This window comes from Methylocaldum sp. 14B (assembly GCF_002005105.1).
Classification (GTDB): Bacteria; Pseudomonadota; Gammaproteobacteria; order Methylococcales; family Methylococcaceae; genus Methylocaldum.
In genome coordinates, this window is record NZ_MSCV01000018.1 from 42,248 (window position 1) to 67,429 (window position 25,182).

At 60.7% G+C, this 25,182-nt stretch carries 25 protein-coding genes and 1 pseudogene; 20 read left to right on the forward strand and 6 right to left on the reverse strand.

From position 1 onward, the window contains the following. Nucleotides 1-12: 12 nt before the first annotated feature. Complete coding sequence (locus B2A78_RS14155) at nt 13-432, reverse strand: hypothetical protein (RefSeq protein WP_133717184.1); 420 nt, start codon at nt 430-432, stop codon at nt 13-15. 441 nt (nt 433-873) lie between these two features. Here B2A78_RS14155 and smbP point away from each other — a divergent pair, with 441 nt between their 5' ends. The 10 genes from smbP (at nt 874) to B2A78_RS14205 (ending at nt 8,464) form a co-directional block, all read left to right on the forward strand. Further along, nucleotides 874-1,275 (forward strand): small metal-binding protein SmbP, encoded by a 402-nt coding sequence (gene smbP / locus B2A78_RS14160; protein ID WP_077730656.1) that lies wholly within the window; start codon nt 874-876, stop codon nt 1,273-1,275. Between the two features lie 118 nt (nt 1,276-1,393). Beyond that, entirely contained in the window at nt 1,394-1,603 is a 210-nt protein-coding gene (locus B2A78_RS14165; protein ID WP_077730657.1) for a hypothetical protein, read from the forward strand. Nucleotides 1,604-1,708: 105 nt separating this feature from the next. After that, nucleotides 1,709-2,173, forward strand: a complete 465-nt coding sequence (locus B2A78_RS14170; RefSeq protein ID WP_077730658.1) for a DUF2892 domain-containing protein — start codon at nt 1,709-1,711, stop codon at nt 2,171-2,173. A 37-nt stretch (nt 2,174-2,210) separates the two neighbouring features. Next, entirely contained in the window at nt 2,211-2,765 is a 555-nt protein-coding gene (locus B2A78_RS14175) for a DsrE family protein (protein ID WP_166642542.1), read from the forward strand. A 38-nt stretch (nt 2,766-2,803) separates the two neighbouring features. Then, nucleotides 2,804-3,766, forward strand: coding sequence for a substrate-binding domain-containing protein (locus B2A78_RS14180; RefSeq protein WP_086133507.1), 963 nt, complete (start codon nt 2,804-2,806; stop codon nt 3,764-3,766). Between the two features lie 194 nt (nt 3,767-3,960). Continuing rightward, a complete protein-coding gene (locus B2A78_RS14185; protein ID WP_077730718.1) occupies nt 3,961-5,058 on the forward strand; it encodes a 4Fe-4S dicluster domain-containing protein in 1,098 nt (365 codons plus the stop codon). A gap of 8 nt (nt 5,059-5,066) precedes the next feature. Continuing rightward, nucleotides 5,067-5,900 carry an FAD/NAD(P)-binding protein gene (locus B2A78_RS14190; RefSeq protein WP_077730660.1) on the forward strand — a complete coding sequence of 278 codons (834 nt, stop codon included), beginning with the start codon at nt 5,067-5,069 and terminating at the stop codon, nt 5,898-5,900. Between the two features lies 1 nt (nt 5,901). Continuing rightward, nucleotides 5,902-6,681 (forward strand): sulfhydrogenase subunit delta, encoded by a 780-nt coding sequence (locus B2A78_RS14195; RefSeq protein ID WP_077730661.1) that lies wholly within the window; start codon nt 5,902-5,904, stop codon nt 6,679-6,681. Then, nucleotides 6,678-7,973, forward strand: a complete 1,296-nt coding sequence (locus tag B2A78_RS14200; protein ID WP_077730662.1) for a Ni/Fe hydrogenase subunit alpha — start codon at nt 6,678-6,680, stop codon at nt 7,971-7,973. The genes B2A78_RS14195 and B2A78_RS14200 overlap by 4 nt, the downstream gene beginning before the upstream one ends. Beyond that, complete coding sequence (locus B2A78_RS14205) at nt 7,970-8,464, forward strand: hydrogenase maturation protease (protein WP_077730663.1); 495 nt, start codon at nt 7,970-7,972, stop codon at nt 8,462-8,464. Before B2A78_RS14200 ends, B2A78_RS14205 begins: the two co-directional genes overlap by 4 nt. 22 nt (nt 8,465-8,486) lie before the next feature. On the opposite strand, the pseudogene B2A78_RS26995 reads toward B2A78_RS14205, so the two are convergent. Then, a pseudogene (locus B2A78_RS26995) lies at nt 8,487-8,663 on the reverse strand (DapH/DapD/GlmU-related protein); the annotation flags it as partial. Nucleotides 8,664-10,272: 1,609 nt separating this feature from the next. Between B2A78_RS26995 and B2A78_RS14215 the strand changes: the two are divergent. Both B2A78_RS14215 and hpnR read left to right on the forward strand, forming a co-directional pair. Beyond that, a complete protein-coding gene (locus B2A78_RS14215) occupies nt 10,273-11,577 on the forward strand; it encodes an alpha/beta fold hydrolase (protein ID WP_077730664.1) in 1,305 nt (434 codons plus the stop codon). A 532-nt stretch (nt 11,578-12,109) separates the two neighbouring features. Continuing rightward, a complete protein-coding gene (gene hpnR / locus B2A78_RS14220) occupies nt 12,110-13,663 on the forward strand; it encodes a hopanoid C-3 methylase HpnR (protein WP_077730665.1) in 1,554 nt (517 codons plus the stop codon). 182 nt (nt 13,664-13,845) lie between these two features. Here the strand turns inward: hpnR and B2A78_RS14225 are convergent, their stop codons facing one another. After that, complete coding sequence (locus B2A78_RS14225) at nt 13,846-15,450, reverse strand: FAD-binding oxidoreductase (protein ID WP_077730666.1); 1,605 nt, start codon at nt 15,448-15,450, stop codon at nt 13,846-13,848. Nucleotides 15,451-15,776: 326 nt separating this feature from the next. Between B2A78_RS14225 and B2A78_RS14230 the strand changes: the two genes are divergently transcribed. From B2A78_RS14230 to B2A78_RS14265, 8 genes are all read left to right on the forward strand, one after another. Further along, nucleotides 15,777-16,214 (forward strand): hypothetical protein, encoded by a 438-nt coding sequence (locus B2A78_RS14230; RefSeq protein WP_077730667.1) that lies wholly within the window; start codon nt 15,777-15,779, stop codon nt 16,212-16,214. 175 nt (nt 16,215-16,389) lie between these two features. Further along, nucleotides 16,390-16,923, forward strand: coding sequence for a YetF domain-containing protein (locus tag B2A78_RS14235; protein WP_077730668.1), 534 nt, complete (start codon nt 16,390-16,392; stop codon nt 16,921-16,923). Between the two features lie 6 nt (nt 16,924-16,929). After that, the gene (locus tag B2A78_RS14240; RefSeq protein ID WP_077730669.1) at nt 16,930-17,115 is read left to right on the forward strand and encodes a hypothetical protein; all 186 of its coding nucleotides are present in this window, start codon (nt 16,930-16,932) and stop codon (nt 17,113-17,115) included. Nucleotides 17,116-17,216: 101 nt separating this feature from the next. After that, a complete protein-coding gene (locus tag B2A78_RS14245) occupies nt 17,217-18,230 on the forward strand; it encodes a mechanosensitive ion channel domain-containing protein (RefSeq protein ID WP_077730670.1) in 1,014 nt (337 codons plus the stop codon). Between the two features lie 77 nt (nt 18,231-18,307). Continuing rightward, nucleotides 18,308-18,832 (forward strand): c-type cytochrome, encoded by a 525-nt coding sequence (locus B2A78_RS14250; RefSeq protein WP_077730671.1) that lies wholly within the window; start codon nt 18,308-18,310, stop codon nt 18,830-18,832. Beyond that, entirely contained in the window at nt 18,829-19,185 is a 357-nt protein-coding gene (locus B2A78_RS14255; RefSeq protein WP_077730672.1) for a c-type cytochrome, read from the forward strand. Before B2A78_RS14250 ends, B2A78_RS14255 begins: the two co-directional genes overlap by 4 nt. 183 nt (nt 19,186-19,368) lie before the next feature. Beyond that, nucleotides 19,369-21,159 (forward strand): methanol/ethanol family PQQ-dependent dehydrogenase, encoded by a 1,791-nt coding sequence (locus B2A78_RS14260; protein ID WP_077730673.1) that lies wholly within the window; start codon nt 19,369-19,371, stop codon nt 21,157-21,159. Next, complete coding sequence (locus B2A78_RS14265; RefSeq protein WP_077730674.1) at nt 21,156-21,968, forward strand: substrate-binding domain-containing protein; 813 nt, start codon at nt 21,156-21,158, stop codon at nt 21,966-21,968. The genes B2A78_RS14260 and B2A78_RS14265 overlap by 4 nt, the downstream gene beginning before the upstream one ends. 338 nt (nt 21,969-22,306) lie before the next feature. Here B2A78_RS14265 and B2A78_RS14270 read toward each other — a convergent pair whose 3' ends face one another. The 3 genes from B2A78_RS14270 to B2A78_RS14285 form a co-directional block, all read right to left on the reverse strand. Then, nucleotides 22,307-22,990, reverse strand: a complete 684-nt coding sequence (locus B2A78_RS14270) for a hypothetical protein (protein WP_077730675.1) — start codon at nt 22,988-22,990, stop codon at nt 22,307-22,309. A gap of 630 nt (nt 22,991-23,620) precedes the next feature. Then, nucleotides 23,621-24,727 carry a cytochrome c peroxidase gene (locus tag B2A78_RS14280; RefSeq protein WP_077730677.1) on the reverse strand — a complete coding sequence of 369 codons (1,107 nt, stop codon included), beginning with the start codon at nt 24,725-24,727 and terminating at the stop codon, nt 23,621-23,623. Further along, entirely contained in the window at nt 24,724-25,080 is a 357-nt protein-coding gene (locus tag B2A78_RS14285; protein ID WP_077730678.1) for a DsrE family protein, read from the reverse strand. Before B2A78_RS14285 ends, B2A78_RS14280 begins: the two co-directional genes overlap by 4 nt. Between the last annotated feature and the right edge of the window lie 102 nt (nt 25,081-25,182).

Consider the following 25,182-nt stretch of genomic DNA (forward strand, 5'->3'; position numbering starts at 1 on the left):
CCTTTCCCTCTCTTAAGGCAACAGGTCTTCCACTTTGCGGGTTGCCGCCTCGCATTCGGGAACCGCGTCGACAAGCCGCATTTTGGCCTGAAAATCGGTGTCCTGCCCGGTCATGGACTCGGAAACGACGTCGTTGAGAGATGCACAGACTTGAAGCATATGAGCCTCTTCTTTCGCGAGCTCGGCGGCGTCCTCATCATCGATATCGTCGCTTGTGCCCGAAAGTTCGATGAGTTCGTTGACGACTTGGTTGTGATAGCGAAAAACGTGCTCGACGTATTCCGCGAACTCGCGCTGGTTCATCGTGCGTGTATTGCCCCCGGGCGTGTGCACTGTGATGAGGGAGCACGCCGCGAGAGGAAGGCAGCACACAATGGCCAGAATACGACCGTTCGGCCGTGCCGGCCTATCACCCCCAACTTTACGATTCATAATGTCTCCTGTGGCAGGATATTCAATTTGCAGAGCTAAGATCCGAAGCCGTGATCCCGTACGGCGATTCTGGACCTCTTATCGGCCCATGGCCAGCGGGCGCCCGCATTGCACGCGATCACGCCGAATTATGCCGACAACGCGAATAGCTCCGGATGGTTCGGCCGGCTAGCGCTTTAACTCGGTCTGATTTGTTTTCGCTTCGACCAGAGCACAGCTCGTAGGGCAGAATAGCAGAACCTTTCCCTTCCCTGGCTCGTCAATCTCCGCGCCTCATCGATCATCAAAATTCTCCCAACCCGCGCCGGGATGATTGTCGCATATCCGATCCGCGAAGCATCTGTTCGTAAAACTCCTTAGCAACTGTAAGAGTCTTCCGACTTACTAATTGTTAAATTTGAGCTTTTTTTTCGAGCCGATAGGGCTCAAAGGAGGAGCCACATGCGCAGCAAGATGCTTATCGGTCTCCTAGTGTCATTATTCGGACTCAACCTCAACGCCGCGATAGCCGAAGAAGCCATACAGCACGCTCAAGCCGGGATTGCCGGAAAAGACGAAAAGGGGCGCGTGTTCACGAAGGAGCGGCACATCAAGGAAGCCTGGAAACACTCCGAAGCCGCGGTACTCGCCGGTGAGAAGGGCGACGCCAAAGGCGTGGGCGAGCACGCAAAACTCGCCAAGACGTACGTGGAGGCCGCATTGACCCAGTCCACGTTCGACGAGCATTTGACGGCGGCATTGAAAAGCCTGGATAGCGCCATCGAGCATAGCGACGCGGATCAAGCCGAGATGGCGCGGCAAGCGGCCCAAGAGGCCATCGATCACCTCAGAGCAGCAAAATAGCGTGCGCGCTTTCACCCTCGCCCTAACCATTCCCCGAGGGAACGGGCAGAAAACCCGTTTGTGCAAATTCTATCGTTTGAATCCACCTCGGCGGCTACGATTGATATGGGAGAAACTCATGAAGATACCCACCCAAGAAGGAAGGAAACGCTATCGGCCGGATGGCATTTACAAGGGGCCCTTTACCAACGATCAGACCTTTTGGGAAGTCTGCACATGCGTTCCGGAATGCCCGGACCCCTGCTTGGGGCAATGCGGATGCCAAGCGTGCGTCACCGCGTACGAAGATACCCTTTACTTCGAGGGCGTAACCTCGACCAAATTCTGAGGCCAGACTGATCCGAGATCCCGCCACCCGCACGGGAGGACCACACAGACTGTGGTGATGGGTGCTAAGCGATCCCGGAGCGAAAAACATCCGAGGAGATCGAAGATGACTGCAATTCAGCCTTATGAAACCGATCGGGTCCGACGGCATACGCCCCCGGACATCAACGCGCGCATCGACGACGAAATTCGCGCGACTATTAGCCAGTACGCCGGTACGAGCCGGGAAACCCTGACGCGCCGCATCGATGCGCTGGACCGGGAGTGGGACATCGAGAGGGTATTGGAAGCCAATGCCGCCAGTTTTTCTCTCGCCGGCTTGGCCTTGTCCCAAATACACAGCCGCCGTTGGCTATGGCTTTCGACCGGCGTCGCCGGCTTCCTCCTTCAACACGCGCTGCAAGGCTGGTGTCCGCCGGTTTCCGTGTTCCGTCGGCTCGGCATCCGCACACGGCGCGAGATCGACCGGGAAAAATACGCACTGAAGGCACTCCGAGGCGACTTCGAGTCGATTGCGGGAGGTCAGGCCGCCCGCGATGCCGACACCGTGTCTCGGGCGGTCGAGATCTGAGCTCCGCTTCTTTACCGTTCCCGAAAAGGAGACCGGCATGTCCAAAAGGACGACCTTCGTTTTGGCGGGTCTGCTAATCGGCAGCTCGATGGACCAGGCTTCGGCGGAATCCAAGTCCGGATGGGAATACCCCGCCATTCGGGGCTACGGCAAGGTTCGGCCGTATCCGGATGCGGCGGCGCGGCCTTCGCCGGATCGGACTTACAAGGTGCTGTTCGACATCACCCAAGGCGCCGAGACGCCCGAAAAGCCGAACGAAGGGCTGGATCACGTGGCCCGGCTGATCAACACCTTCGCCCTAGCCGGAGTGCCAATCGAACGCCTGAAGCTGGTTCTGGTGGTGCACGGCTCGGCGACCCCGGCGATTCTGAAGGACGAACGCTACCGCAACCGGTTCGGCAACGGAAACCCCAACACGGAACTGATCCAGGCGCTGAAGAAAGCCGGCGTTACGCTTTACGTCTGCGGGCAAGCTCTGGCGGAAAAGGAATTCGAGCCGGCCGACGTCAATCCGGACATCACGGTGGCGCTTTCGGCTCTGTCCGTACTCCCGCTGTATCAGATGGACGGGTACGCCCTGATTCCGGATTAAAGAAGCATGCCGTCCTCTTAACCGATGGAGTAGCCGACGTGTGGAAACACCTCTGGCTGGCCGTTTCGGCCTTTCTGTTCGCGGAGTCGATCATGAGCGCGGATACTTCGGCCACCGCCGCATTGCCCGCCGTCTTCCCGCCTTGGCAAGGAGAAACGCCTCCCGCTGCCCATCCCGGTGTCGTGTTCACGGTGCCGGAAGTCGACAACATGCCGGATTTCCACGGCAATCCGGCTGCGGCCGAGTTCGTCGTATTTGCCGGCGGCAACTACTTTTTCGCCCTGGAAGAACTGGTCGACGCATTCGAGCGGCAAAAGCCCGAACTCCGGGGACGAATCTTCTACGAAACGCTTCCGCCGGGCGTCATCGTGAAACAACTTCAAGACCACAACACGATTACCGTGGGCAATCTTACCCTGTCGATCCAGCCCGACGTGGTCCAGGCCGGAGAAAAACGGATCGCCGAACTGATCGAACAGGGCGTCTTGCAAGGTCCGCCGGTGCGTTTCATTAAGAATCGCCTCGCCATCATGGTGAAAAAAGGCAATCTCAAGGACATCCGTTCGCTGGAAGATCTCGGCAAGCCGGGTGTGCGGCTCGCCAATCCCGATCCGGAAACCGAGGGCATTTCCGAGCAGATCAGAGCCGCTCTCCGGCAGGCGGGCGGTGAGGATCTGGTCCGGGAAATCTACGATACCAAGGTGAAAAAGGGCGAGGCATTCCTGACCGAAATTCATCATCGGCAGACGCCGCTCTGGATCATGCAGGGCAAGGTCGACGCCGGGGTGACCTGGATCAGCGAGCCGCGATACCAGATGATGATCGGCCATCCTATCGACTTCGTTCCGATCCCGCCGAAACACAACCGCGAGGGCATACAGGCCGCCGCCATCGCCAAGAACGCCCGAAATCCGGGTGCCGCGAAGGATTGGCTGGCGTTCCTGCGTTCCGACGAGGCTGAATCCATTCTCGAGAAATACAGCATGGCGAGACCGCGCTAGGATCCAATCCCATTAGGCGCTTGAAACCCTTCCATACGCTCGGGGTGAACGGTCCATTCGGGACCCATTGGTCTATTTTCGTAAGAGACCGGTCTGCGCCGTTTCATCGTTTCACGGATGTCCGAAACGATTTACAATCCTCCGAACGCCACGCTTGCCATGGGTAAGCGGTAATGCAACAGGAAGTCCAAACCATGGCCGAGCGACGCAACTTTCTGCCCCGGAGCGAATTTCCGAGACTCTTGTCCGAACTGATTTCCGCCGGTTATCGATGCATCGGTCCGCGCGTCAGGGACGGCGCCATCGTTTACGAGCCGATTACCGGCGTCGAGGATCTGCCGCAGGGTATCCACGACCTGCAAGCGCCGGGCCAATACGGGCTGGAACAAACCGCCGAGCCGCGCTTCTTTGCCTGGGCCAACGGACCGCAAGCTCTGCGCCCGCTGACCTTCGCCGGCCGCGACAAGCTCTGGACCGCGGAGCGCAAGGCCGACGGGTCCGTCGAATTCGCCGGCGAATCGCCGCAAGCCGAACCCGTAGCCGTCATCGGCGCCAGAGCCTGCGATCTGGCCGCGCTCTACATCTACGACCGGCATTTCATGCAGGGCGAGCATCCCGACCCCTGGTACACGGCGCGGCGGCAAAAGCTGTTCCTGATCGCGGTCCATTGCACCCACCCCTCCCTCAACTGCTTTTGCGCCTCGACCGGCGACGGACCGCGGGCAAGCTACGGCTACGATCTCGCGCTTTCGGAGCTGGACGAGGGCTTTTTGATCGAGGCGCGAAGCGAAAAGGGCGAGCGGATTCTCGCCGGACTGCCGGTCAAGAAAGCGAGCGCCGAACAAATCGAAACCGCCGACCGGGAGATCGAGGACGCCGGCCGTCGGCAGGTCAAGGGCGTTCCGTCACGCAATCTCAAGGACGTGCTGTTTGCCCGTCTCGATCATCCCCGCTGGAACGAGGTGGCGCAGCGTTGCCTTTCCTGCACTAATTGCACCCTAGTCTGCCCCACCTGCTTCTGCCATAGCGAGAACGATGTGCCGAGCCTCGACGGGAGCCGCAGCGAACACTATCGGGAATGGGATTCCTGCTTTACCCAGAGGCACAGCTACATCCACGGCATCACCATCCGTCCCGATACCCGCACCCGTTATCGGCAATGGCTGACTCACAAGGTGGGCAGCTGGCACGACCAGTTCGGGCGCTCCGGCTGCGTGGGCTGCGGGCGCTGCATCACCTGGTGTCCGGTGGGGATCGACATTACGGAAGAACTGGCGGCCATCTGCCGCTGAGGAGGCCCATGCAAAATCCTTATCTGCCGCGCGAAGCCGAAATCGTCGAACGCGTCCAGGAGGCGCCGACCATCTTCACCCTGAAGCTGAGGTTCACCGATCCGGCCGCCCAAGGCGCCTACGGATACGTACCCGGCCAGTTCAACATGATTTACCTCTACGGCATCGGCGAGGTGGCGATTTCCATCGTCTCCGATCCCGACGAGACGGAAACGCTGGACCACACGATCAGGGCCGTCGGCCGCGTCACCCGCGCGCTGAGCCGGCTCCAGCCGGGCGACCGGATCGGCGTGCGCGGTCCCTACGGGCGCGGATGGCCTCTGCTCGAAGCTCAGGGAAAGGATGTCGCGCTCATCACCGGAGGGCTCGGCTGCGCGCCGCTGGTTTCGGTCATCCGCTACATCGTGGCGCGGCGCGAGCGCTTCCGGCGGCTCTTGATCATGCAAGGCGTCAAACGCTCCGACGACCTCATCTGGCACGAGCAGTACCAGCGATGGAGGGAATTGCCGGATACGCAGGTGCTTTTGGCGGCGGAAGTGGCCGAGCCCGGCTGGACCTGGCATCAGGGCCTGGTGACGGCGCTGTTCGACCGGACCCATATCGATCCCGGCCAGACCATCGTCTTCCTGTGCGGCCCCGAGCCGATGATGCGTGCTTCCATCTACGAGCTCGGCCAGCGCGGCGTGGCCGACGGGGACATCTGGCTCAGCATGGAGCGCAACATGCACTGCGGCATCGGCCATTGCGGACACTGCATGATCGGCGCGCCCTTCGTGTGCCGCAACGGCCCGGTGTTTCCCTATCCCGAATTGAAGGCCCTCCTGGGCAAGAAGGGGTTCTGACATGGACAAGAAGCTTCGCGTCGCCGTCCATAAATTTTCGTCCTGCGATGGTTGTCAGCTGGCCTTTCTCAATGCCGGCGAAAAACTGGTGGAACTGTTCGAGCTGGCGGACGTGGTGCACTTTGCCGAAGCGGGCATCGTCGACCCCGATGCGCCGGCCGACCTCGCCTTCATCGAAGGCAGCATCTCCACCCACGAAGAGCGGGAGCGCATCCGCCGCATCCGCGAAAACACTCGCTTCCTCGTACCCATCGGCGCCTGCGCCACCTCGGGCTGCCTGCAGGCGCTGCGCAACCAGGCGGACGCCGCCCGCTGGTTCGCCGACGTCTATTCCGATCTCTCGAAGATCGACCACCTGGACACGGCGACGCCCATCGCCGCCAATGTGCCCGTAGACATGGAGCTCTGGGGCTGCCCGGTCAACACCCGGCAGGTCATGGCGACGGTGAGCTCGCTGCTACTCGGCGCCCCGCCGCGGGACGAAAACGAAAAAATCTGCATGGAATGCAAGCGGAAAAACATCGTCTGCGTCATGGTGGCCCAGGGGCAGCACTGCATGGGACCGGTCACCCGCACCGGCTGCGGCGTGCTGTGCCCCGGCATAGGCCGCGACTGCTACGGCTGCTACGGACCGGCGGAGAACATCAACGGCGACTCCTGGGGCCGCTGGTTCGAGCAGAAAGGCATGCCCGCGGAGCGCATCGCCCGCCGCTTCCGCTACATCAACAGCGAAGCCGAGGCCTTCCGCGAAGCCGGCAAGCGCTGGAGGGAGAAATCATGAACGAGCGCCGGGAAATCAAGATCAACGTGCCCGTCCTGGCGCGGGTCGAGGGCGAAGGCGCCCTCGATCTTCACATCCGCGACGGCCGCATCGAGAACCTGAAGTTCAGCATTGGCGAGCCGCCGCGCCTGTTCGAGAAGTTCCTGGAAGGACGCGAAGCCTTCGAAGTACCCGATATGGTGGCGCGGATCTGCGGCATCTGTCCGGTGGCCTACCAGATGAGCGCGGTGCAGGCCCTGGAAAGCCTGTTCGGCTGGCGCTCCACGCCCTGGATAGAAGCCATGCGCCGGGCCATGTACTGCGGCGAATGGATTCAGAGCCATAGCCTGCACATCCACCTGCTGGCGGCGCCCGATTTCTTCGGATACTCCAGCGCTCCGGAAATGGCGCGGGATTATCCGGACGAGGTCCGCCGCGGGCTGCGCCTTCAAAGTCTCGGCAACGAACTGATCCGGCTGTTCGGCGCGCGCTCGGTGCATCCGGTGGGCGCGCGGCTCGGCGGGTTCCATTCCGCGCCGCCCAAGGACCGGGTGACAAAGCTCTTGGACCGGCTGCGAGCCGCTCTGCCGGATGCGGAAAACCTGGTCGCCTGGACCGCGAGTGTCGATGTGCCTCAAGACCAACAGGACTTCGTCAGCGTGGCGCTGCGGCACCCGAGCGAATACCCGCTCTATTCCGGCCGCATCGTTTCGGACACCGGACTCGATATTCCCGTCGACCGCTACGAAGATCACTTCAAGGAGCACCAGGAACCCCATTCCACCGCGCTATATTCCTTGCTGGAAGGTCGCTCCTATCTGGTCGGTCCCCTGGCTCGGCTCAACCTGAACTGGGACCGGCTGCCGGAACCGGTAAGTTCGACACTGGCGAAAACCGGCATCCCCTTCCCTTCCCGCAACGTGTTCCACAGCATGCTGGCGCGCGCCGTGGAGATTCACCTAGCCATCGTGGAAGCCATACGCCTGCTCGAGAATTATGAGCCGGACGTCCCGTTCGTCTCCGGCCATACCTGCGTCGGCAGCGGGTTCGGCTGCACCGAGGCGCCGCGCGGACTGCTCTGGCACCGCTACGATGTCGGCGAGGACGGCAAAATCCTCAAGGCGCGCATCGTCCCTCCGACTAGCCAGAACCAGGCCCGCATCGCCGAGGACCTGCACCGCTCGATCGAAGCCTTCGGACTCGACCGCAGCGACGGCGAATTGCGGCTGCACGGAGAAAAGGTCATCCGCAACTACGATCCGTGCATTTCCTGCGCCACGCATTTCCTGAAGCTGAAGGTGATTCGCGAATGACGCCGGTCCGCGTTCTGGGGCTGGGTTCGCCTTTCGGCGACGACCGACTCGGCTGGATCGCGGTGGAAAACCTGATGCTGTCGGACGGCTTCCGCGCGCTGCCCGAGGGACTCGTATCGGCGGAGGTCTGCGCCCCGGTCGGCAACCATCTCCTCGACGCCATGCGGGGCGCGAATCTCGCGATCCTGATCGACGCCGCGCAATCCGGATCGGCGCCGGGTTCGGTCCGGCGCCTGGATGCGCAACAGATCGAAGACAGCTCTGAGCCCTGCTCCAGCCACGGCTTCGGGCTTTCCTCGACCCTGGCCCTGGGCAGGGCTCTGAACGATCTGCCGGACAAGGTCATCATACTGCTCGTCGAAATCCCGGCCGATGCCGAATTCGGACCGGGCGACGGTTTGAGCGCGCCGGTGGCGATGGCGATACCCGGCTTAGTCGCGGCCGTTCTGTCCGAAATCACGCAACTGGCGGGACTCGTCATGAAAGCCTGACGCCCTGGGCAAATCAAAAGCTTTATGCCTGAATTTTTTTCAGTATCTTCGCAGGAACCCCGCCGACTACCGTGTAGTCCGGAACGTCTTTATGAACAACGGCTCCGGCCGCAATCACCGCCCCTTCACCGATCGTAACTCCCTGCAAAATAATCGCTCCTGCACCTATCCAGACTTTATCTTTCACTACTATAGGTTTGGTGAAGACTCTTCTGCCTTTGCCCTCCTCGTGAATAACGTCGTGGCTTGCAGACTCAATCGATACCCGCGGTCCGATCAGGCAGTGCCTTCCGATTCGTATTTCACTCTCTTGACAACCAAATCTCGTTTCGCTGTTGAAATATGTGCCTTCCGATATAAATATCTTATTCGTAGTATCTGCGCGCAAAGAAAGGGGCCCGGTGATTACTACCCGCTTTTCGATATTTAAGCCTGCCATCCTGTAAAAACTTGGTCGAATCTTATTGAAATAGAGGTATCTTGGAAGTGAATTACCAAGAGTAATAAAAAAATGGTTTAGTAAAACTTTTAATAATACTTTCATTAACCCCCCTAAAATACAGATATGGCGTTTTCGAATCCTGTTAGTAATTCGAAACAGCGAGACAGGAGCGTTCCGTTCAAACTAAGGAACGTTGAGATTCGACCGGCCAACCGGATACGGTTCGTCGCCACGGAATTCAGTACGGAATTTGCGTATTCTTTCCGGAGTTCCCGCATTTCCCGCGACGATGCGTCACGGCATCTTGCGCTGAGGCACAGCCCGTAATCCCAGCATGGGGCGCCTTTCCCCGCTGTCTCTGGCGTCGCCGCTTTGCTAACTCGGTTACTATCCCCGCGGATTTGCGCGCGATCGTCCAGCATCCTGGCATATCCCGTGCCACTGAGCGGAAGCAAGCTTTTCCACTTTGGGTTCGGACGACATAATCGATATGAATCAGGAAAGCCAAAACTGGAAGAAAGCATGAAACCTGAATGACCCCGAACGCATGAGCGATGAGTACTGACAGTTTTGTCGGGCGAAAGTGACGACCCTAGTCATCTTGTTCGCGGGAGTGACGCTGCTGCACGACGCTCGCGCGGGGTTGGTCGGACCGGCAAGCCGCCCTCCGGCCCAAGGAAGCGCCGATTACTCGTCCACCGAAGCCACCGCTGCGCGTAACTGGCTAATCGAAAAGCCCTTACCCGACATCCTCCCAACCCGAAAGGGCTTTTTCAGCGCTTCTTCGGGGAGGAGGTCGTGTTCTGAACGCTTTGGCGGGAGAATGTCGTCATCCTCATTGAAATCCCGGCCTGGCGAAGTTCACACCGGCGGACGGCTTGAATGCGCCGGTGGTTGGGGTGGCTTTTGAATGGGTGACAGTCGTTCAAACCGACATGGCAGAGTGGATGACTCAAGTGTTTTCCAATTCGGTGCAGCGAACGCCACCAGGTCTTAACCCCTGCGGGCCGCACACGTCGCCGTTGCACCGGTAATGCCCGCTCTGGTCTAATTCCACAAATGGCATCGCCGCCTGGCGGTCAACGGTGGGACGTTATGGAACGTGCCGGCGGCAAGCGCCGCCTGTGATTGCTCATGGCAATACCGGATAAGCCGGCCAGGCGTAGAACGTTCTCTTCGGTCCAGAGTCGGGACCAAACACTGTGCACTAGAGGCGACAGGGGGATTCTTCGCAATCCTCCACAACGGCCCACTGCCGTTTCCAGGCTCCTAAGTCGAAGCGTAAAGCTGCATGCGGACCAGGCCGGCGTGAAGACGCCAGATTTCTTCAGCGAGGACTGATATGCCATATCGCCGGAAAAATCCGATGTTTCGATGGCGCGGAATCTCGGCCGTATTGTTGCTGTGCATCTGCCAGATCGCATCCGCCAAACGAGTGGACGAGTCGTCGTACCGCTACCCCTACAAGAATCCTTATCTCGCCACCGCCACCGTCGCCATCCTGAAAGACCGCGAACAGCGCTATGTCTGGGAGGAAACCCAGCATTTGGACCTGGAGCTGATTCCGGGCCGGAACGATGTTTACCTGCTGGAAGGCAAAGGAAAACTGCGTATCCGCTATTCGCCGCATCCGGGACCTGCGCCGCTGGTGTTTCTCCTGCCGGGATTCGGCGGTTCCGCCTATTCGGGCGCCGCCCGTTATCTCGCGCAGCTGCTTACCGACCATGGTTTTCAAGTGCTGTCGCTGCCCTCCCCGTTTCATTGGAACTTCACCTTGGGCGCCAGCCGCTCGGCCTTGCCCGGCCTCACCGAAAGGGACAGCGAGGACATGTACCGAGCCATGCAATCGGCTCTGAACGCCGTACGCGAGCGATTTCATCCGGAAATCACCCGAATCGGCCTGATTGGGATGAGCCACGGCGCGTTGACCGCGGCCCATTTGAGCAAACTCGACTCGGAAAGAAAGAAAATCGGCTTCGACGCCACTCTCCTGATCAACCCTCCCATCGATCTGCTCGGGGCGATCCGCACAATTGAGCAGCTGGCGGACTTGGAAGCTCGCTACACGGAAAAGCAGAGATCGAACATCCAGTCCTACGCCATCGGCACTGGCAGTGCCGCCCTCAGCCGGGACATCGAGGATCCCGATTATTTCGCCCACTGGGACCGGCGTCTCAAGCTGGACGATGAAAAAATACGCTATCTGATCGGATGGACCTTGCGTCAGCCCGTGGGAAGCTCGCTTTACGTCAGCGCCTTGGTTCATCCGGCGATGGGATTTCTCCGGGCACCGATTACCTGGGGATATCGAAGCGCCCGCCTGGAAGAAGCCCGATCGTACGACCTCATGAGCTATCTCGAACGGGTCCTGGTGCCGCATTTGGAGCGGACCAGCAAACGGAAGCTCGGCTTCGAGGAATTGGTCAGAGAGTCATCACTGAAAGGCATCGCGCCGGCCTTGCGCGACAATCCGAAGGTTTATCTCATGCACAATGCGGATGATTTCCTCGTGTCCGGCGAAGACCTGACATTCGCCGAACGGATCTTCGGCGACCGCGCAACCATTTACCCCCGCGGCGGCCATCTCGGCAATCTCTGGTACACGCAGAACCGGCGGGACATTCTGACCACATTGAAGCCGCTGCTGGGCGACCGTTCAGACGAGAGATAGGCCGAGCCGGTGCCGCGATATCTCTCGCCGCAGCCGGCGCCCGTGACCGAATACCTGCTCGACCGGCGCGCGCCCCGTGCCCTCATAGAGCGTTTTCCATTCCGGTGTACGGATTCGTTCCAGGAGGGGAGAACGTAGGTCGGCAATCCCTTCCCAATCGCAAACGGTCGCTTTAGTCGCGACCCTTCCAATCGCAAACGGCATCTCTGGGAGCGCCAGAGCTGCCCTTCCAATCGCAAACGGTCGCTTTAGTCGCGACCCTTCCGACAAAGCCCTTCGCCGAGCCGATACGTCGGCAAGGGATTGCCGACCTACATATCCGAGTCCCTTACACCGATTCGGAAAACGCTCTAGCCCGTGAAATCCGGCGGAATGACAATTTTCTTATGGCGAGCGCCGCCTCAAAGGAATTTCCGTCATTGACACGGACTCCAAATTTCATAGTCTGCTTTTGACCCGACACCGACCGATGGTGCGGAACAAGGATTTTCCTGAACGAATCGACAAACCAATAACTAGAAGAGATCACTCCATGAAAATTCTCGCCGTCCACCCCAGTCCCCTGATGTACACCAAGGTCTTTCTCCGTCTCGAGCCTTTAGGTTTGGAAATGGTCGCGGAATCGGCACGCCGCCTGGGGCACTCGGTCCGCCTGATCGATCTTCAGGTCGAGACCCACCGGGATTTCTACCGGATGCTGGAAACCTGGCGGCCGGACGTCGTGGCCTTCGCCCTCAATTACCTGGCCAATGTTCCGGAAGTGATCGATCTCGCCAAGGACGCCAAGGACCGGCTACCCGACAGCTTCGTCTGCATCGGCGGGCACAGCGCCTCGTTCACGGCCAAGGACCTGCTGGAACACGGCGAGGGCAAGATCGATTGCGTGCTGCGCGGCGAGGGCGAAGCCGGATTTCCGAAGCTCTTGGAGGCGATCGAGCACGACCGCGATTCGGTGCATAAGGTACCGGGAGCCGTCACGGCCGACGGCGAAGGTCCGCCGCCCGGCTTCGTGGCCGATCTCGACGATGTCAGCCCGGCTCGGGATTTGGTGCGGCATCGCCGCAAATATTTCCTCGGCACTCTCGATCCCTGTGCCTCGGTCGAATTCACCCGCGGCTGTCCCTGGGACTGCTCCTTTTGCAGCGCCTGGACCTTTTACGGCCGCAGCTACCGCGTGATGAGCCCGGAGAAGATCGTCGAGGACCTGAGCCGCGTCCGGGAACCCGGCGTCTTCATCGTCGACGACGTGGCTTTCATCCAGGACAAGCACGGCTTCGAAATCGGCGAAGCCATCGCCCGACGCGGAATCAAGAAGGAGTATTACCTCGAGACCCGGGGCGACGTGCTGCTCCGCAACAAGGACGTGTTCCGGTTCTGGAAAACGCTGGGCATGGAATACATGTTTCTCGGGGTCGAGGCCATCGACGAGGCCGGTCTCGCTCTTTATCGGAAGCGGGTGAGCCTGTCCAAGAACTTCGAGGCGCTCGAATTCGCCCGCTCCCTGGGGATCACCGTCGCCATCAACCTCATCGCCGACCCCGATTGGGACCGGGACCGCTTCGAAACCATCCGCCAATGGTGCCTCGAGATTCCCGAGATCGTCAACATCAGCGTCAACACGCCCTACCCCGGCACCGAAACCTGGCACACCGAATCACGAAAGCTGACCACCCGCGACTACCGTTTGTTCGACATCCAGCATGCCGTCCTGCCCACCCGGCTGCCGCTGCCCGAGTTCTACGCGGAACTGGTGAAAACCCAGCAGGTGCTCAATCTGAAACACATGGGCTGGGAATCCCTCAAAGGCGCGGCCGGCATCGTCTTCCGCCGTCTGCTGCGGGGCCAGACCAACTTCCTGAAAAGCCTGTGGAAATTCAACAGCGTCTTCAACCCGGAACTGCAACTGGCGGACCACCGGCGCCCGGTCAAATACGAGATGTCCCTGCCGCCCGAACGCAACGAGCAGAAATTCAAGCCGCAAACCCTTTACGTCCACGAGATCCGCGAACGCAAGCCGCGCGCGCTGGACGAGGCTACCGAGCGCTTCGTCGACGAAAGCCGAACGGGGGCCTTGGCCGAGTCCTGACGCGGTTCGTCGGCAAAGGATTGCCGACCTACTATATCGTCAGTTTTAGGCGTAGGTCGGCAATCCTTTGCCGACGAACCTTTCTACAACCAAACCGAAAAATGCTCTTGCAGTCGCCATAGCCATGGCAGAAGAGATCGGCCAACGGCGAGCATCAGCAAAACCGGAGCCTGCATTAGAAGTCACATCGCCCGTCTCAGATGCAATGGTCTCGCATACGAGAACGAATCCATCACCCTGCCCGGGTTCATCCGGTTCTGCGGGTCCCAAATCGCCTTGAACTCGCGGAATGCTTGAACCAACGCGTCGCCGTACAGTTTGGGCAAAAGGTCCGCTTGTGCCGGTTCGTCGGCCTGTTCGGTGGACAGTGAACCGTTGTAACGCACGACAAGGTCCGTCTTTTCGTCGACGAAAGCCCTCCAATGTCGGATGCGTTCGTGCGCGATGAAGTCGATCCGATAGTGGATACAGCCCTCGCCGAAATGGCCGTACAAAGAACAGCGATAACCGTATTTATCGAGCAACGCCCGGTATTCCCTCAAATACGGACCGACATCCTGAGGATGCACGGCCGCATCCTCCCAGATCGGCCGGACCATCCGCAATCCCGCCCCATGGGTAGTCGCCGTAAGTCCGGCCTCCCGGAACTTCCGTATCCGGGCTTCATCGCGAGGATCGTCCAGCAGCTTCATGGACGGAGCCCCTGGTTTGCAGCGCAGTTCGTCCATGAGTTGCCGCGCTCTGCCGGCGGATTCTTCCTGAGTTTCGCCTCCGAACTCCAGGATCAGCCAGCCGCGCCCCGCAGGCAGCAGTTGCAATTCCTCCAAGCGCATTTGTTTGGCCTTCATGGACCTGACGAGCGAGTCGTCGATGCCTTCGAGGCCGATGGGTTTGAACGCCATGAGTTCGGCAATGTGGTCGGCGGCCCGGAAAATGTCCGGATAACCCAGCACCAGCAGCGTGCGCACGGGCGGGCTCGGCACCAGGCGCAATTCCGCATGCAGGACAATAACGCAGGTTTCCTCGGTACCGACCAGTGCGCGAGCGAGATTGAAGCCGTTCTCGGGCAGCAATTGATCTATCGCATAGCCGGAGAGGCGGCGCGGAATCTTGGGAAAGCGTGCCCGGATCGTATCGGCGTATTTGTCGCGCAACGCCTTTAGGCCGGCATAGATCTCCCCGCGCCGGCCGCCGCCGCGAATGATGGCCTCCAAATCCTCCTCCGAGGTCGGACCGACGGTCATGCGCAGCCCGTCGTAAGTGAGGATGTCCAACCTGTAGACATTATCGGCGGTATGCCCGGCCATGACCGAGTGCAGTCCGCACGCGTTGCTGCCTATCATGCCGCCCAGAGTGCAGTGAGCGTGGTTCGATGGGTCGGGACCGAAGGTCAGACGGTGCTCCTCCGCTTTACTCCGCAGAGAATCGAGTGCGCATCCCGGCTCCACGACTGCCCGCTGCCGTGAGGGGTCGATGGCGAGAACGCCCCGAAGATACTTGGACATGTCGATGATCACGACGGAGTTGCGCCACGGCACGGCCAAGCGGGTTCCTCCCCCGTGCGTCGTGATGGGCGTATCGTGTTTGCGGCAGGCGGCAACGGTCTCGACCACGTCGTTGACGTCGCGCGGGATGACCACGCCGATCGGCATCTGCTGGTAGTCGGCTGCGTCCGCCGCGTAGAGCGCGCGGCTGCGGAAATCGAACCGGACCTCGCCGCGAACACGTTTGCGAATGGCGATGGCCAGAGCCTCCGCCGCTGTAGCGTTTAGAATTGAATGCACCATCGGACCTCCATGTCAGATAGACGTGCAATTACTTCCGAGAAAGAAACACCCGCCGGCGATCCTTGCCGTTAGCGCCGAATCGATTCTAAACCTTCGCGCGGCTAAGACATAGTCCCGCCAGCCCTAACCAAGGCATCTACACAAGCATCCAAAGCCACCCTTCCGTGCCGGGTGACAAATTGTGCAGATACCTATGCCGCCATAGGGAACAATCCAATGCCGCCCGAGTCACTTCGATAAGGCATAGTGGAACGGCCTCCGTTCCGGCAATGTGAAATGTCAATCGGCCGGCGAGAAAGGGCATCGGAGGCTTGTGCGCAAACCCCATGAATCACGGTAGAGATGTTGCATTTATCCGCGTTCACGAAATCGAAAGCCGCTGCCGGCAACCCATGCACATCGACACCACCATTCTGCCTTTGGCGGAAAGCCGGTTGCTGGTCAATCCGGAATACGTCGACGTCGGCCGGCTTCCGGAGATGCTCAAGTCTTGGGATATCCTGGTCGCACCCGAGCCCGATCCGACGCCGAGCACGTTTCTACAGCTCGTATCCATGTCCAGCCGTTGGCTGAGCGTCAACGTGCTCTCGATCGACGAAAAGCGAATGATCGTCGAAAAAGACCAGCCGTCGATGATACGGCTCTTGGAACGGCACGGCTTCGAGCCGATTCCCTGCTCGTTTGCGAGCTATGCGCCGCTCGGCGGTTCGTTCCATTGCGCCACCCTGGACATTCGACGACGCGGCGAACGGCAGTGTTATTAACCCGGCCTATATTTATAGGCCGGGTTAATCCGGGGCAGGGATGCCCCGGCGCGGCGACAAGCCGCGTGAGCCCAGGCCGGGCGTGTACCGGGCCTGGGCGGCGGCCCGAAATACCAGGAGGGTATTTACGGGCCTGATTAATATTTCTAAGGATTTCTTACCGCAAGGAGGCACTATGTTTTTCGACAATTGGATGAGTCTCGTGAGAACCGGCGTGGTGGGTGTGTGCGCCTATGTCCTGCTGGTGCTGCTTTTGCGGGTCTCGGGCAAACGCACCCTGTCCAAGCTCAACGCCTTCGACCTCGTGGTGACCGTGGCATTGGGTTCCACCTTGGCGACGGTGTTGCTGACGAAGAACGTGACCTTGGCCGATGGCGTGCTGGCCTTCGCCCTGCTCATCTTTCTTCAGTGGGCTTTGGCCTGGCTGTCGGCCCGGTCCAGCACGGTAAGCCGTATGGTCAAAGACGAACCGCGCCTGCTGTTCCATCGAGGCCAATTCCTGCACGCGGCGCTCAAGGCGGAACGGGTTACCGAGGGAGAAATCCTGCAGGCTCTCCGCACCCAGGGGATCGCGTCGCCCGACCAAGTGGGCGCGGTGGTTCTGGAAACCGACGGCAGCTTCAGCGTCCTGCAAAACATCGACACCGGCGGCGCTTCGAGCCTGGCGGGGGTGCGCGGCAGCGAACACGAGACCTCGACCGCGGCCTAGCCTCTCTTGATTCTGCTGCTGATCCATAAGCTGCTGCCCGGCCGGCAAGTGCCGTGGAGGGCCAGGCCGGAAACGCTGTTTCGCCGTTGGCTGCCCCGAGTGCTGCGAATTCTGCTGGTCGGATTCGGGATGTTTCTTGCGGCTGACGTGGTGCTGCGGGCGCTGGGCTTGGAACTGCCGTTCGGGGAATAAAGGCTGCGCGATCGGGCTCTGTCTTTCCGGATTCGAGCCAATGCGGATAAAAACCGTCCGTCGCCGGTCGGTACCGTAAAGGCGAACAGGAAACTGCCGACATGGATGAAATCATTCGCTTGGTGGGCCCTAGCCGGGCCGTGGAAATTTTCGGGATTCGGCTGGTCGGCATCAATGCCGAGAACGGCAAGAAGCTCCTGATGAGTCTTCTCCTGATCGCCATGATTTTTCTGTTGCGATGGGCGATCCGTCAGGGCTCGAAATTCATCTTCCGCCGCCGCCCCGACGAGCAGACCGAATTCTGGGCGCGCCAAACGATCCAGCTCATTACCGCCTTTCTGTTGTTGTTGGGACTCGCCTCCATCTGGTTCAACGACCCGACCCGGCTCGCCACCGCCTTGGGCCTCGTGACGGCAGGTCTCGCTTTCGCCCTGCAGCGGGTGGTCACCGCGGCAGCGGGTTATTTCGTGATCTTGAGAGGCAAGACCTTCCATGTGGGCGACCGCATCGTCATGGGCGGCGTGCGCGGCGATGTGGTGGCCTTGGGCTTCATGCAGACGACGATCATGGAAATGGGCCAGCCGCCGTCGGTGCAGGCTGCCGATCCGGCCATGTGGGTGCGAAGCCGGGAATACACCGGCCGTCTGGTCACGGTCAGCAACGCCAGGATTTTCGACGAGCCGGTTTACAACTACACCCGCGACTTCCCCTATATTTGGGAAGAACTGAGCCTCCCGATTCCGTACCGGGCCGACCGCGAACGCGCCGAGCGCATCGTCACGGAAGCTGCCCTGCGCCACACGATCACGACCAATAAGCTCGGGCAGGAGGCCTTGGAAGAGATGCAGCGGCGCTATTTCCTGAAACCGACCGAGATCGGGCCGCGGGTCTATTACCGCCTGACCGATAATTGGCTGGAGCTGACCGTGCGCTTCATCGTGCGCGACCGCGGCATTCGCGAAGCCAAGGACGCGCTGAGCCGCGACATCCTCCAGGGCTTCGAACAGGCCGGCATCGAACTCGCTTCGGCAACCTTCGAGATCGTGGGAGTTCCGCCGCTTCGGATCGAGAAAGAGTCGCGGATTCAGCCTGCCGGCGCGTTCGATCATACGTAATATCCGCTAACGACAGACGCGTCGTTTTCGTCTAATTTGAGGTATCGCCCGCCTCAATCGTTTATCGGCCGCTTTAGATGGGAAGCATTAAGCGCCTTGTATTGTTGAGCTCGGCCGCCGCAGCGGCATCATCGGCGTTATTTCCCGTATTTGGCCAGGAATGGGGGGCGAGACCGCTGCATCGCCCCAGCGCCGCCCAATTGCTGGAAGTGCCCATCTCCGGCAATCCGATCGTCCCGCGGCGCGGACTGCCGATCGAGAATCCGTACGCGAACGATGCCGGCGCCATCGTGCAGGGCCGAAAGCTGTTCGACAGCCTGAATTGCAGCGGTTGTCATGCCCCCTTGGGCGGAGGCGGCATGGGTCCGCCCTTGAGCGACCGCGACTGGATCTACGGCGGAGAACCCGCCGCGATCTATCTCAGCATCGCGCAAGGCCGTCCCAACGGTATGCCGGCCTGGAGCCGGGCCTTGCCGCCGCAGTCCATTTGGCAACTGGTGACCTATATCCGAACGCTCGGCGGAGCGCCCGCACCGGACGCCGGCTCGACGGAAAAGCCGGCCCATCCCGGTTCGGGTCGTGGACGCGGCTCCCAACGATGAAGGCACTAGTACTCAGGCACCTCGTCGCGTTCACGATTTGCCTGGCCGGCAAGGCCATCGCGGCGCCTTCCGTGGCGCAGCTCGAACGTGAGGGTTACCAGGTGTTCATCGAGCGCTGCGGCGTCTGTCATGCCGTCCGCGGAACCGATGCCTATGGCATTTTGGGTCCCGACCTGACCCATCTGATGAGCCGGCGTTACATCGGCGCGGGGACGCTCCCGAATACGGTGGGCAATCTCGGAGGATGGATCGCGGATGCGCAGGCGCAAAAGCCGGGCTGCTTCATGCCGACCATGGATCTCTCCGGCCCGGAATTGCAGGCGGTGCTTGCCTATCTCCAGACTCTGCGCTGAATGGCTGGGACCGCGTCCGATGTAGGTCGGGAATCCTTTCACGGCGCATTTGTCGGCAAAGGATTGCCGACCTACGATTAACGTCGCGCCCGAAGTAGGTCGGGAATCCTTTCCCGACACAGCGGGTCGACAAGCCGGTTTTCCGGCAAAGGATTGTTGATCTACAGCTGGAGGAGAGACCGGATGATCCGATCGATGCTGTGTTTGCTGATTTCTGCCGCCTGTTCGGGATGGCTGGCGAATGCCCCGGCTTCGGACGAGGTCGTCCGCCTTTCTCAAGACGACGGCCAATGGGTGATGGCCGCCAAGAATTACGCCAATACCCGCTTCAGCGGCCTGGATCAGATCAACGCCGGCAACGTCAAACAGCTCCGCGTCGCCTGGGTGTTTTCGACCGGAGTGCTCAACGGCCACGAGGCGGCGCCGCTGGTCGTGAAGGATACGATGTACCTCGTCACCCCCTGGCCCAATCTTCTCTACGCCTTGGACTTGAATCAGGCCGGCGCGATCAAGTGGGTGTACAAGCCGAACCCCAGCCGAGCCGCGCAAGGCGTGGCCTGTTGCGACGTGGTGAACCGCGGGGCGGCCTACGCCGAGGGAAAAATCTTCTTCAACACGCTGGACAATCATACCGTGGCGGTCGATGCGGCCACCGGCAAGGAAGCGTGGAAAACCAAGCTGGGCGAAATCGCCATGGGCGAAACCATGACCATGGCCCCCATCGTGGTGAAGAACAAGGTTCTGGTCGGCAACAGCGGCGGCGAGATGGGCGTGCGCGGCTGGATCACCGCGCTCGATACCCGTAACGGCCGGATCCTCTGGCAGGCGTACAGCACGGGGCCGGACAAGGACGTATTGATCGGACCGGATTTCAAGCCGCCTTACGTAACCGGCGAGAACCTGGGCGCGACCACCTGGCCGTCCGAGACGGCCTGGCAAATCGGCGGCGGGACGGTCTGGGGCTGGATTTCCTACGACCCGGAAGCCGATCTGATCTATTACGGCACCTCCAACGCCGGCCCCTGGAATGCCGTGCAACGCCCCGGCGACAACAAATGGACCTCTTCGGTGTTCGCCCGCGATCCCGACACCGGCATGGCGCGCTGGGCCTACCAGTGGAATCCGCACGATCTCTACGACTACGACGGCATCAACGAGAACGTGCTACTCGACCTGAATATCGGCGGCCAGGATCGCAAGGTCTTGGTGCATGCCGACCGCAACGGCTACATGTACGTGATGGACCGGCTGACCGGCGAAATCATTTCCGCCGAGCCGTTCGTCTATACCAACACGGTCAAGCGCGTCGACCTGAAGACCGGCATCCCGGATCTGGCGACCGGCAAAGAACCGCAACTCGGCAAGTTCGTGAAAGATATCTGCCCCGCCCCGCCGGGCGGCAAGGACTGGCAGCCCATGGCTTATTCGCCGCGCACGGGCTTTCTTTACGTGCCCCACAACAACCTCTGTTTCGACATGAGAACCATGGAAGTGGGCTATATCGCGGGAACGCCCTATGTGGGCGCCGAAGTCGCGATGAAGGCGGGACCGGGCGGCAACCGCGGCTTCTTTACCGCCTGGGACCCGGTCCAGAACAAGAAAGTGTGGGCCATCGACGAGCCGTTTCCGGCCTGGAGCGGCGCCCTGGCGACGGCGGGCGATGTGGTGTTCTACGGGACCATGGACCGCTGGTTCAAGGCGGTGGACGCAAAGACCGGCCGGGAGTTGTGGAAGTTTCGGACCGGCTCCGGCGTGATCGGCCAGCCCATCACCTACCGGGGCCCCGATGGCAAACAATATGTCGCGGTGCTGGCGGGCGTCGGCGGCTGGTCCGGCGCGGTGGTGTCGGGCGAGTTGGACCCCAAGGTTCCGTACGGCGCACTGGGTTTCGTCGGGGCGATGCAAGACTTGCCCAAAGTCACGGGCGAAGGCGGCACCTTATACGTCTTCGCGCTGCCGGAGGAGCAGCCATGATCGGAGGCTTGCGCCGGATGGCATTGTGTTTGTCGCTGAGCGTCGCCGCGAGCGCCTATGCCGCTGAAGGGACGAAAATCCTGCGGATTTGCGCCGATCCCAACAACCTGCCCTTCTCCAACCAGCGCGGCGAAGGCTTCGAGAATCGCCTGGCGAAGATCATGGCCCGCGAACTCGGCCGCAAGCTGGAGTACACCTGGTGGGCACAGCGCCGCGGCTTCTTTCGAAACACGCTGAACGCAGGGCGCTGCGACCTGGTCATGGGCGTGCCTAGCGGATTCGAAATGGCCCTGACGACCCGCCCGTACTACCGCTCCAGCTATGCCCTGGTATACCGCAAGAACGCCGGCTACGCGCCGCGTTCACTCGACGATCCGCGACTTCGGACGCTCAGGATCGGTCTTCATTTCATCGGCGACGACTACAGCAATCCGCCCCCGGCCGAAGCCCTGGCCCGGCGCGGCATCATCCGGAACGTGGTCGGCTACAGCATTTACGGCGACTATCGGAAACCCAATCCGCCGGCACGCCTGATCGAGGCGGTCTCCCGAGGCGAGGTCGATGTCGCGATCGCCTGGGGACCGCTGGCGGGCTACTTCGCCAAACGCCAGCCGGTCAAGCTAGAGGTCGTACCCCTGCCGACGCCCGCCGAGGCGCAAGCGCAGCCGTTCGAATTTTCGATCGCGATGGGCGTGCGAAAAGGCGACGAGCCGTTGCGGGCCGCGCTCGATGAAGCGCTGGCAAGGAAGCGCGGCCAAGTCAACAAGTTGTTGAAGGAATACGGCGTGCCGCTCGTCGAGCCGCTGTAGCCGGCGTGTAGAAGGATTGAAATCAAGTTGGGCCGGGAATGCAGCAATTCGCTTGTCGGGACGACATGCCTCGTGGAAAACCACTCGCGGTCGGAGGAAGTGGACGTTGCTCTGCCACGGTCAAGTCGCGTGGATTGGATGGTTCAAACCGGTCGATTGCAGACCTCGGCACTTCAGCACCTTGCGGCAGCATCGGAACTTGAATCTACCTTCCAAGTTTCCCCGAATGCCCGGTGGCAAAACCTATCCGCTTTTACAGAAAGAAAACAGCCGGATCATCGCTGATCCGGCTGTTTGAACCCCCGGCGAACCCGCCTGTCAGCGGATGTGCCGTATGTCTAGTCCTCAGATTCGAGAACGGCGCGCACGTTAGCTTGACCGATCGGAAAGCCTTTCGTGAAAGCCTGGACGCCGAACTGCTGGTTCAGCGCACTGGCCGCTTCCTCCGATAGGGTGACCTTGACCTCCTCCACCGTTAGGACATCGTCGCCGCTATCGACTTTCGCGGCCTCCAGGGAAAGGTCGAACAGGGGCAGGCGCGCAACCAGATCGTCGTTCGCCACCACCAGACCGGTCAAGACGGGCCGGTCTCCGGTCAGATCGATGATAAAGCTGGAAAGCTCCACGCGGGTGTCGCCAGCCGTGAGCGAGAGCCCGCCCGAGTGGTCTATCTCGGCGCGCACAGGCTCGAGGTCCACCACGCCCGTTGTAATCGGAAAGATGGCCCGTACCCCGTCCGAGTTCATCCGCAACTGGGCCGGTGATATGGCGTCGGGCGTGACCCCGAGATCATTCAGCGCCTGCACAAACTCTGGCGCAAGCCGCACTGTTGTCGAGCCGGAGGAAGTGGTCTCCGCCGGTGCTGCGACAGCGTGGTTTAGCTGCAGGGTGAAAAGCAGGACCGCGACCGGAACACCGATCACGGTGTCGCGCAACCGCTTGAGCAGGGTTCTACCCAGGGAGGCGCCCGAAAATGCAAGTCTGGAGAATCGAAGTGGGAAGGCGAGAGAGTTGCTAGTCATGTTCAGCTCCTTAGAACAGAGACAACAGAGTTCCTGGCGAGATATCGCAACCCTACTGGGACACGGTTCACCAGCCGTGAAACAGTATGACAATCAGGGAACCGCGGAATTCCAGGCTGTTGGAAGCGCGCGTCCGAAAATATCCACCGAGGTATTCGTGACTCTGTTGAAATCCATGGACGCCACGACGTTGAGCTGGCTTCCGACCTTGGAGCAACCTCGAATCTGTAGCCGACGTGCAGAGGACTGAAATCGAAACGGACCGGGACTGCAATCCGTTTCAACGGACAACAAGTAGATACCGGGTTGAAGACCGCGCGTGGTCGGATGAAGTGAGTTTCCTTTCAGCGATAAAGTCGCTGGCTAGAGCGTTTTCATACCTACTGTACGGGCACTGGCGAGTAGGTCGGGAATCCCTTCCCGACGCCGCCGTTCGGCCAACGGGTTCGTCGGAAGGGTGGCTTCGGCGCTCCCGAAGACACCGTTTGCGATTGGGAAAGGATTGCCGACCTACGAAAGCTTGAATCGATCTACCCTAGCCGAAGGCGCCAACGACGTCCGCCAAGCCTGTTTTGCCGTACGAGCGCGATGAAAACGCTTTAAGCGGTTCAGCAGGAGTCTTCCTGCGAATCATGGCGGCGTCGCCGAGAAGGTCCGTGGCGCCAATACCGGCTCGGTGGCGAACTCCTGGGGCAACTCGCCCGTCAGGCTGTTCAGGAAGGCCACCAGGTCGCTGACATCCTGGTCGGTAAGCTCTTTGCCGAGTTGCACTTTGCCCATGACGCGCACCGCTTGCGGCAGGGTGGCCACCGAGCCGTCATGGAAATACGGCGGAGTCATGGCCACGTTGCGGAGGCCCGGGACCTTGAAGAGATACTTGTCGGCGGGATTCTGGGTTTCCTTGAAACGCCCTTCGTCGATCGACGGACTGCCGGTCTCCGTCCAGTAATCCCCGAACATCCCGAATTTCCGGAATGCCGATCCACCGACAGCCACCCCGTTATGGCAGGAGACGCAGCCGAGGTCGATGAAGGTCTTCAAGCCATTCCGCGCTTGAGGCGTCAGGGCCTTGGCATCGCCTTTGAGATAGGCATCGAAGGGCGACGGCGTCACCAGGGTGCGCTCGTAGGCGCCGATGGCCTTGCCCCAGTTCTCCGGCTTCACCGGCTCCGGATCGTTCGGGAAGGCTTGTTTGAACTCGGCTTCGTAGCCCAGCGCCTTGAGCTTCCGGATCACGGCCGCAGTTTCGGGATTGCCGAAACTGGTCTGTCCCGTCAACGATTTCATGGCCTGGTCCTCCACGTCGGCGCGATTGCCGATCCAGAGTGCCTTGAACTGGAGCGCGGCATTGAGCACGGTGGGCGCGTTGCGGGCGTTCAGGCGATGTTCGGCGCCGATCGATTTAGGCAAGGCGTCGGTTCCGTACAGGCCGGGACGATGGCAGGTCTGGCAACTCACGGTGCCGTCCAGGGACAGCCGGGGATCGAAAAACAGCTTCCGGCCCAGTGCGACACGCGCGGGATCGGTCGGAAACTCCTCGGTCGCCATATCCTTGGGGAGCGGTTCGAACAGCTGCCTGGCCTTTTCCATCAAAGGCTGCCCCGCCTCCTGGGCGTGAACCGTAACCGCGAGAAGAGCCGCTGCCCAGGGGACGCCCCGTGTCCGGCGGGCCAACGATGAAACGGAGCGGCGTCCTTTCACGGGACCGCCGTCGCGATGGTTGAGCCGGCAGTTCATAAGGTGATGACCCTGTCGCTATCGACCACCCATTCCGCAAGCTCGGCCATGGTGGACTGGCGTGCGCCTTCGTAGTAAGGCTGGTTCTTATGGATGCCGCATCGCGCCATGCAGGTTCCGCAAACTTTCACGATAACGCCTCTTGCGATCAACTGTTTGAGCATCATGACGAGGTCCTGGTCGTAAGCTTCCGGAACTTTACAAGTGTCCCGCGCCATGTCGACGGCATCATTTATCAGGAAAATACGCACATCCTGACTGGCTTCAAGCAGTTTCCCCGCCAGCCGCAGCCCATTCCATGTCACGTCGGTGCCGTCATAGGGCGGCCTGTTGAAAATGATGAGTACCTTCATCGTCCATCCCTCCGTTCGTGGTGTCCGCCAAGAAAGCGATTTATCTCCTTAGACAGATATCGCTTGTCGGGGCCTCGCACAACCCCGGCACGATATATTATC

Coding starts and splice junctions, on each gene's coding strand:
- B2A78_RS14155 (WP_133717184.1), bottom strand. CDS start 432: ATGAATCGTAAAGTTGGGGGTGATAGGCCGGCACGGCCGAACGGTCGT.
- smbP (WP_077730656.1), top strand. CDS start 874: ATGCGCAGCAAGATGCTTATCGGTCTCCTAGTGTCATTATTCGGACTC.
- B2A78_RS14165 (WP_077730657.1), top strand. CDS start 1,394: ATGAAGATACCCACCCAAGAAGGAAGGAAACGCTATCGGCCGGATGGC.
- B2A78_RS14170 (WP_077730658.1), top strand. CDS start 1,709: ATGACTGCAATTCAGCCTTATGAAACCGATCGGGTCCGACGGCATACG.
- B2A78_RS14175 (WP_166642542.1), top strand. CDS start 2,211: ATGTCCAAAAGGACGACCTTCGTTTTGGCGGGTCTGCTAATCGGCAGC.
- B2A78_RS14185 (WP_077730718.1), top strand. CDS start 3,961: ATGGCCGAGCGACGCAACTTTCTGCCCCGGAGCGAATTTCCGAGACTC.
- B2A78_RS14190 (WP_077730660.1), top strand. CDS start 5,067: ATGCAAAATCCTTATCTGCCGCGCGAAGCCGAAATCGTCGAACGCGTC.
- B2A78_RS14195 (WP_077730661.1), top strand. CDS start 5,902: ATGGACAAGAAGCTTCGCGTCGCCGTCCATAAATTTTCGTCCTGCGAT.
- B2A78_RS14200 (WP_077730662.1), top strand. CDS start 6,678: ATGAACGAGCGCCGGGAAATCAAGATCAACGTGCCCGTCCTGGCGCGG.
- B2A78_RS14205 (WP_077730663.1), top strand. CDS start 7,970: ATGACGCCGGTCCGCGTTCTGGGGCTGGGTTCGCCTTTCGGCGACGAC.
- B2A78_RS14215 (WP_077730664.1), top strand. CDS start 10,273: ATGTTTCGATGGCGCGGAATCTCGGCCGTATTGTTGCTGTGCATCTGC.
- hpnR (WP_077730665.1), top strand. CDS start 12,110: ATGAAAATTCTCGCCGTCCACCCCAGTCCCCTGATGTACACCAAGGTC.
- B2A78_RS14225 (WP_077730666.1), bottom strand. CDS start 15,450: ATGGTGCATTCAATTCTAAACGCTACAGCGGCGGAGGCTCTGGCCATC.
- B2A78_RS14230 (WP_077730667.1), top strand. CDS start 15,777: ATGAATCACGGTAGAGATGTTGCATTTATCCGCGTTCACGAAATCGAA.
- B2A78_RS14235 (WP_077730668.1), top strand. CDS start 16,390: ATGTTTTTCGACAATTGGATGAGTCTCGTGAGAACCGGCGTGGTGGGT.
- B2A78_RS14245 (WP_077730670.1), top strand. CDS start 17,217: ATGGATGAAATCATTCGCTTGGTGGGCCCTAGCCGGGCCGTGGAAATT.
- B2A78_RS14250 (WP_077730671.1), top strand. CDS start 18,308: ATGGGAAGCATTAAGCGCCTTGTATTGTTGAGCTCGGCCGCCGCAGCG.
- B2A78_RS14255 (WP_077730672.1), top strand. CDS start 18,829: ATGAAGGCACTAGTACTCAGGCACCTCGTCGCGTTCACGATTTGCCTG.
- B2A78_RS14260 (WP_077730673.1), top strand. CDS start 19,369: ATGATCCGATCGATGCTGTGTTTGCTGATTTCTGCCGCCTGTTCGGGA.
- B2A78_RS14265 (WP_077730674.1), top strand. CDS start 21,156: ATGATCGGAGGCTTGCGCCGGATGGCATTGTGTTTGTCGCTGAGCGTC.
- B2A78_RS14270 (WP_077730675.1), bottom strand. CDS start 22,990: ATGACTAGCAACTCTCTCGCCTTCCCACTTCGATTCTCCAGACTTGCA.
- B2A78_RS14280 (WP_077730677.1), bottom strand. CDS start 24,727: ATGAACTGCCGGCTCAACCATCGCGACGGCGGTCCCGTGAAAGGACGC.
- B2A78_RS14285 (WP_077730678.1), bottom strand. CDS start 25,080: ATGAAGGTACTCATCATTTTCAACAGGCCGCCCTATGACGGCACCGAC.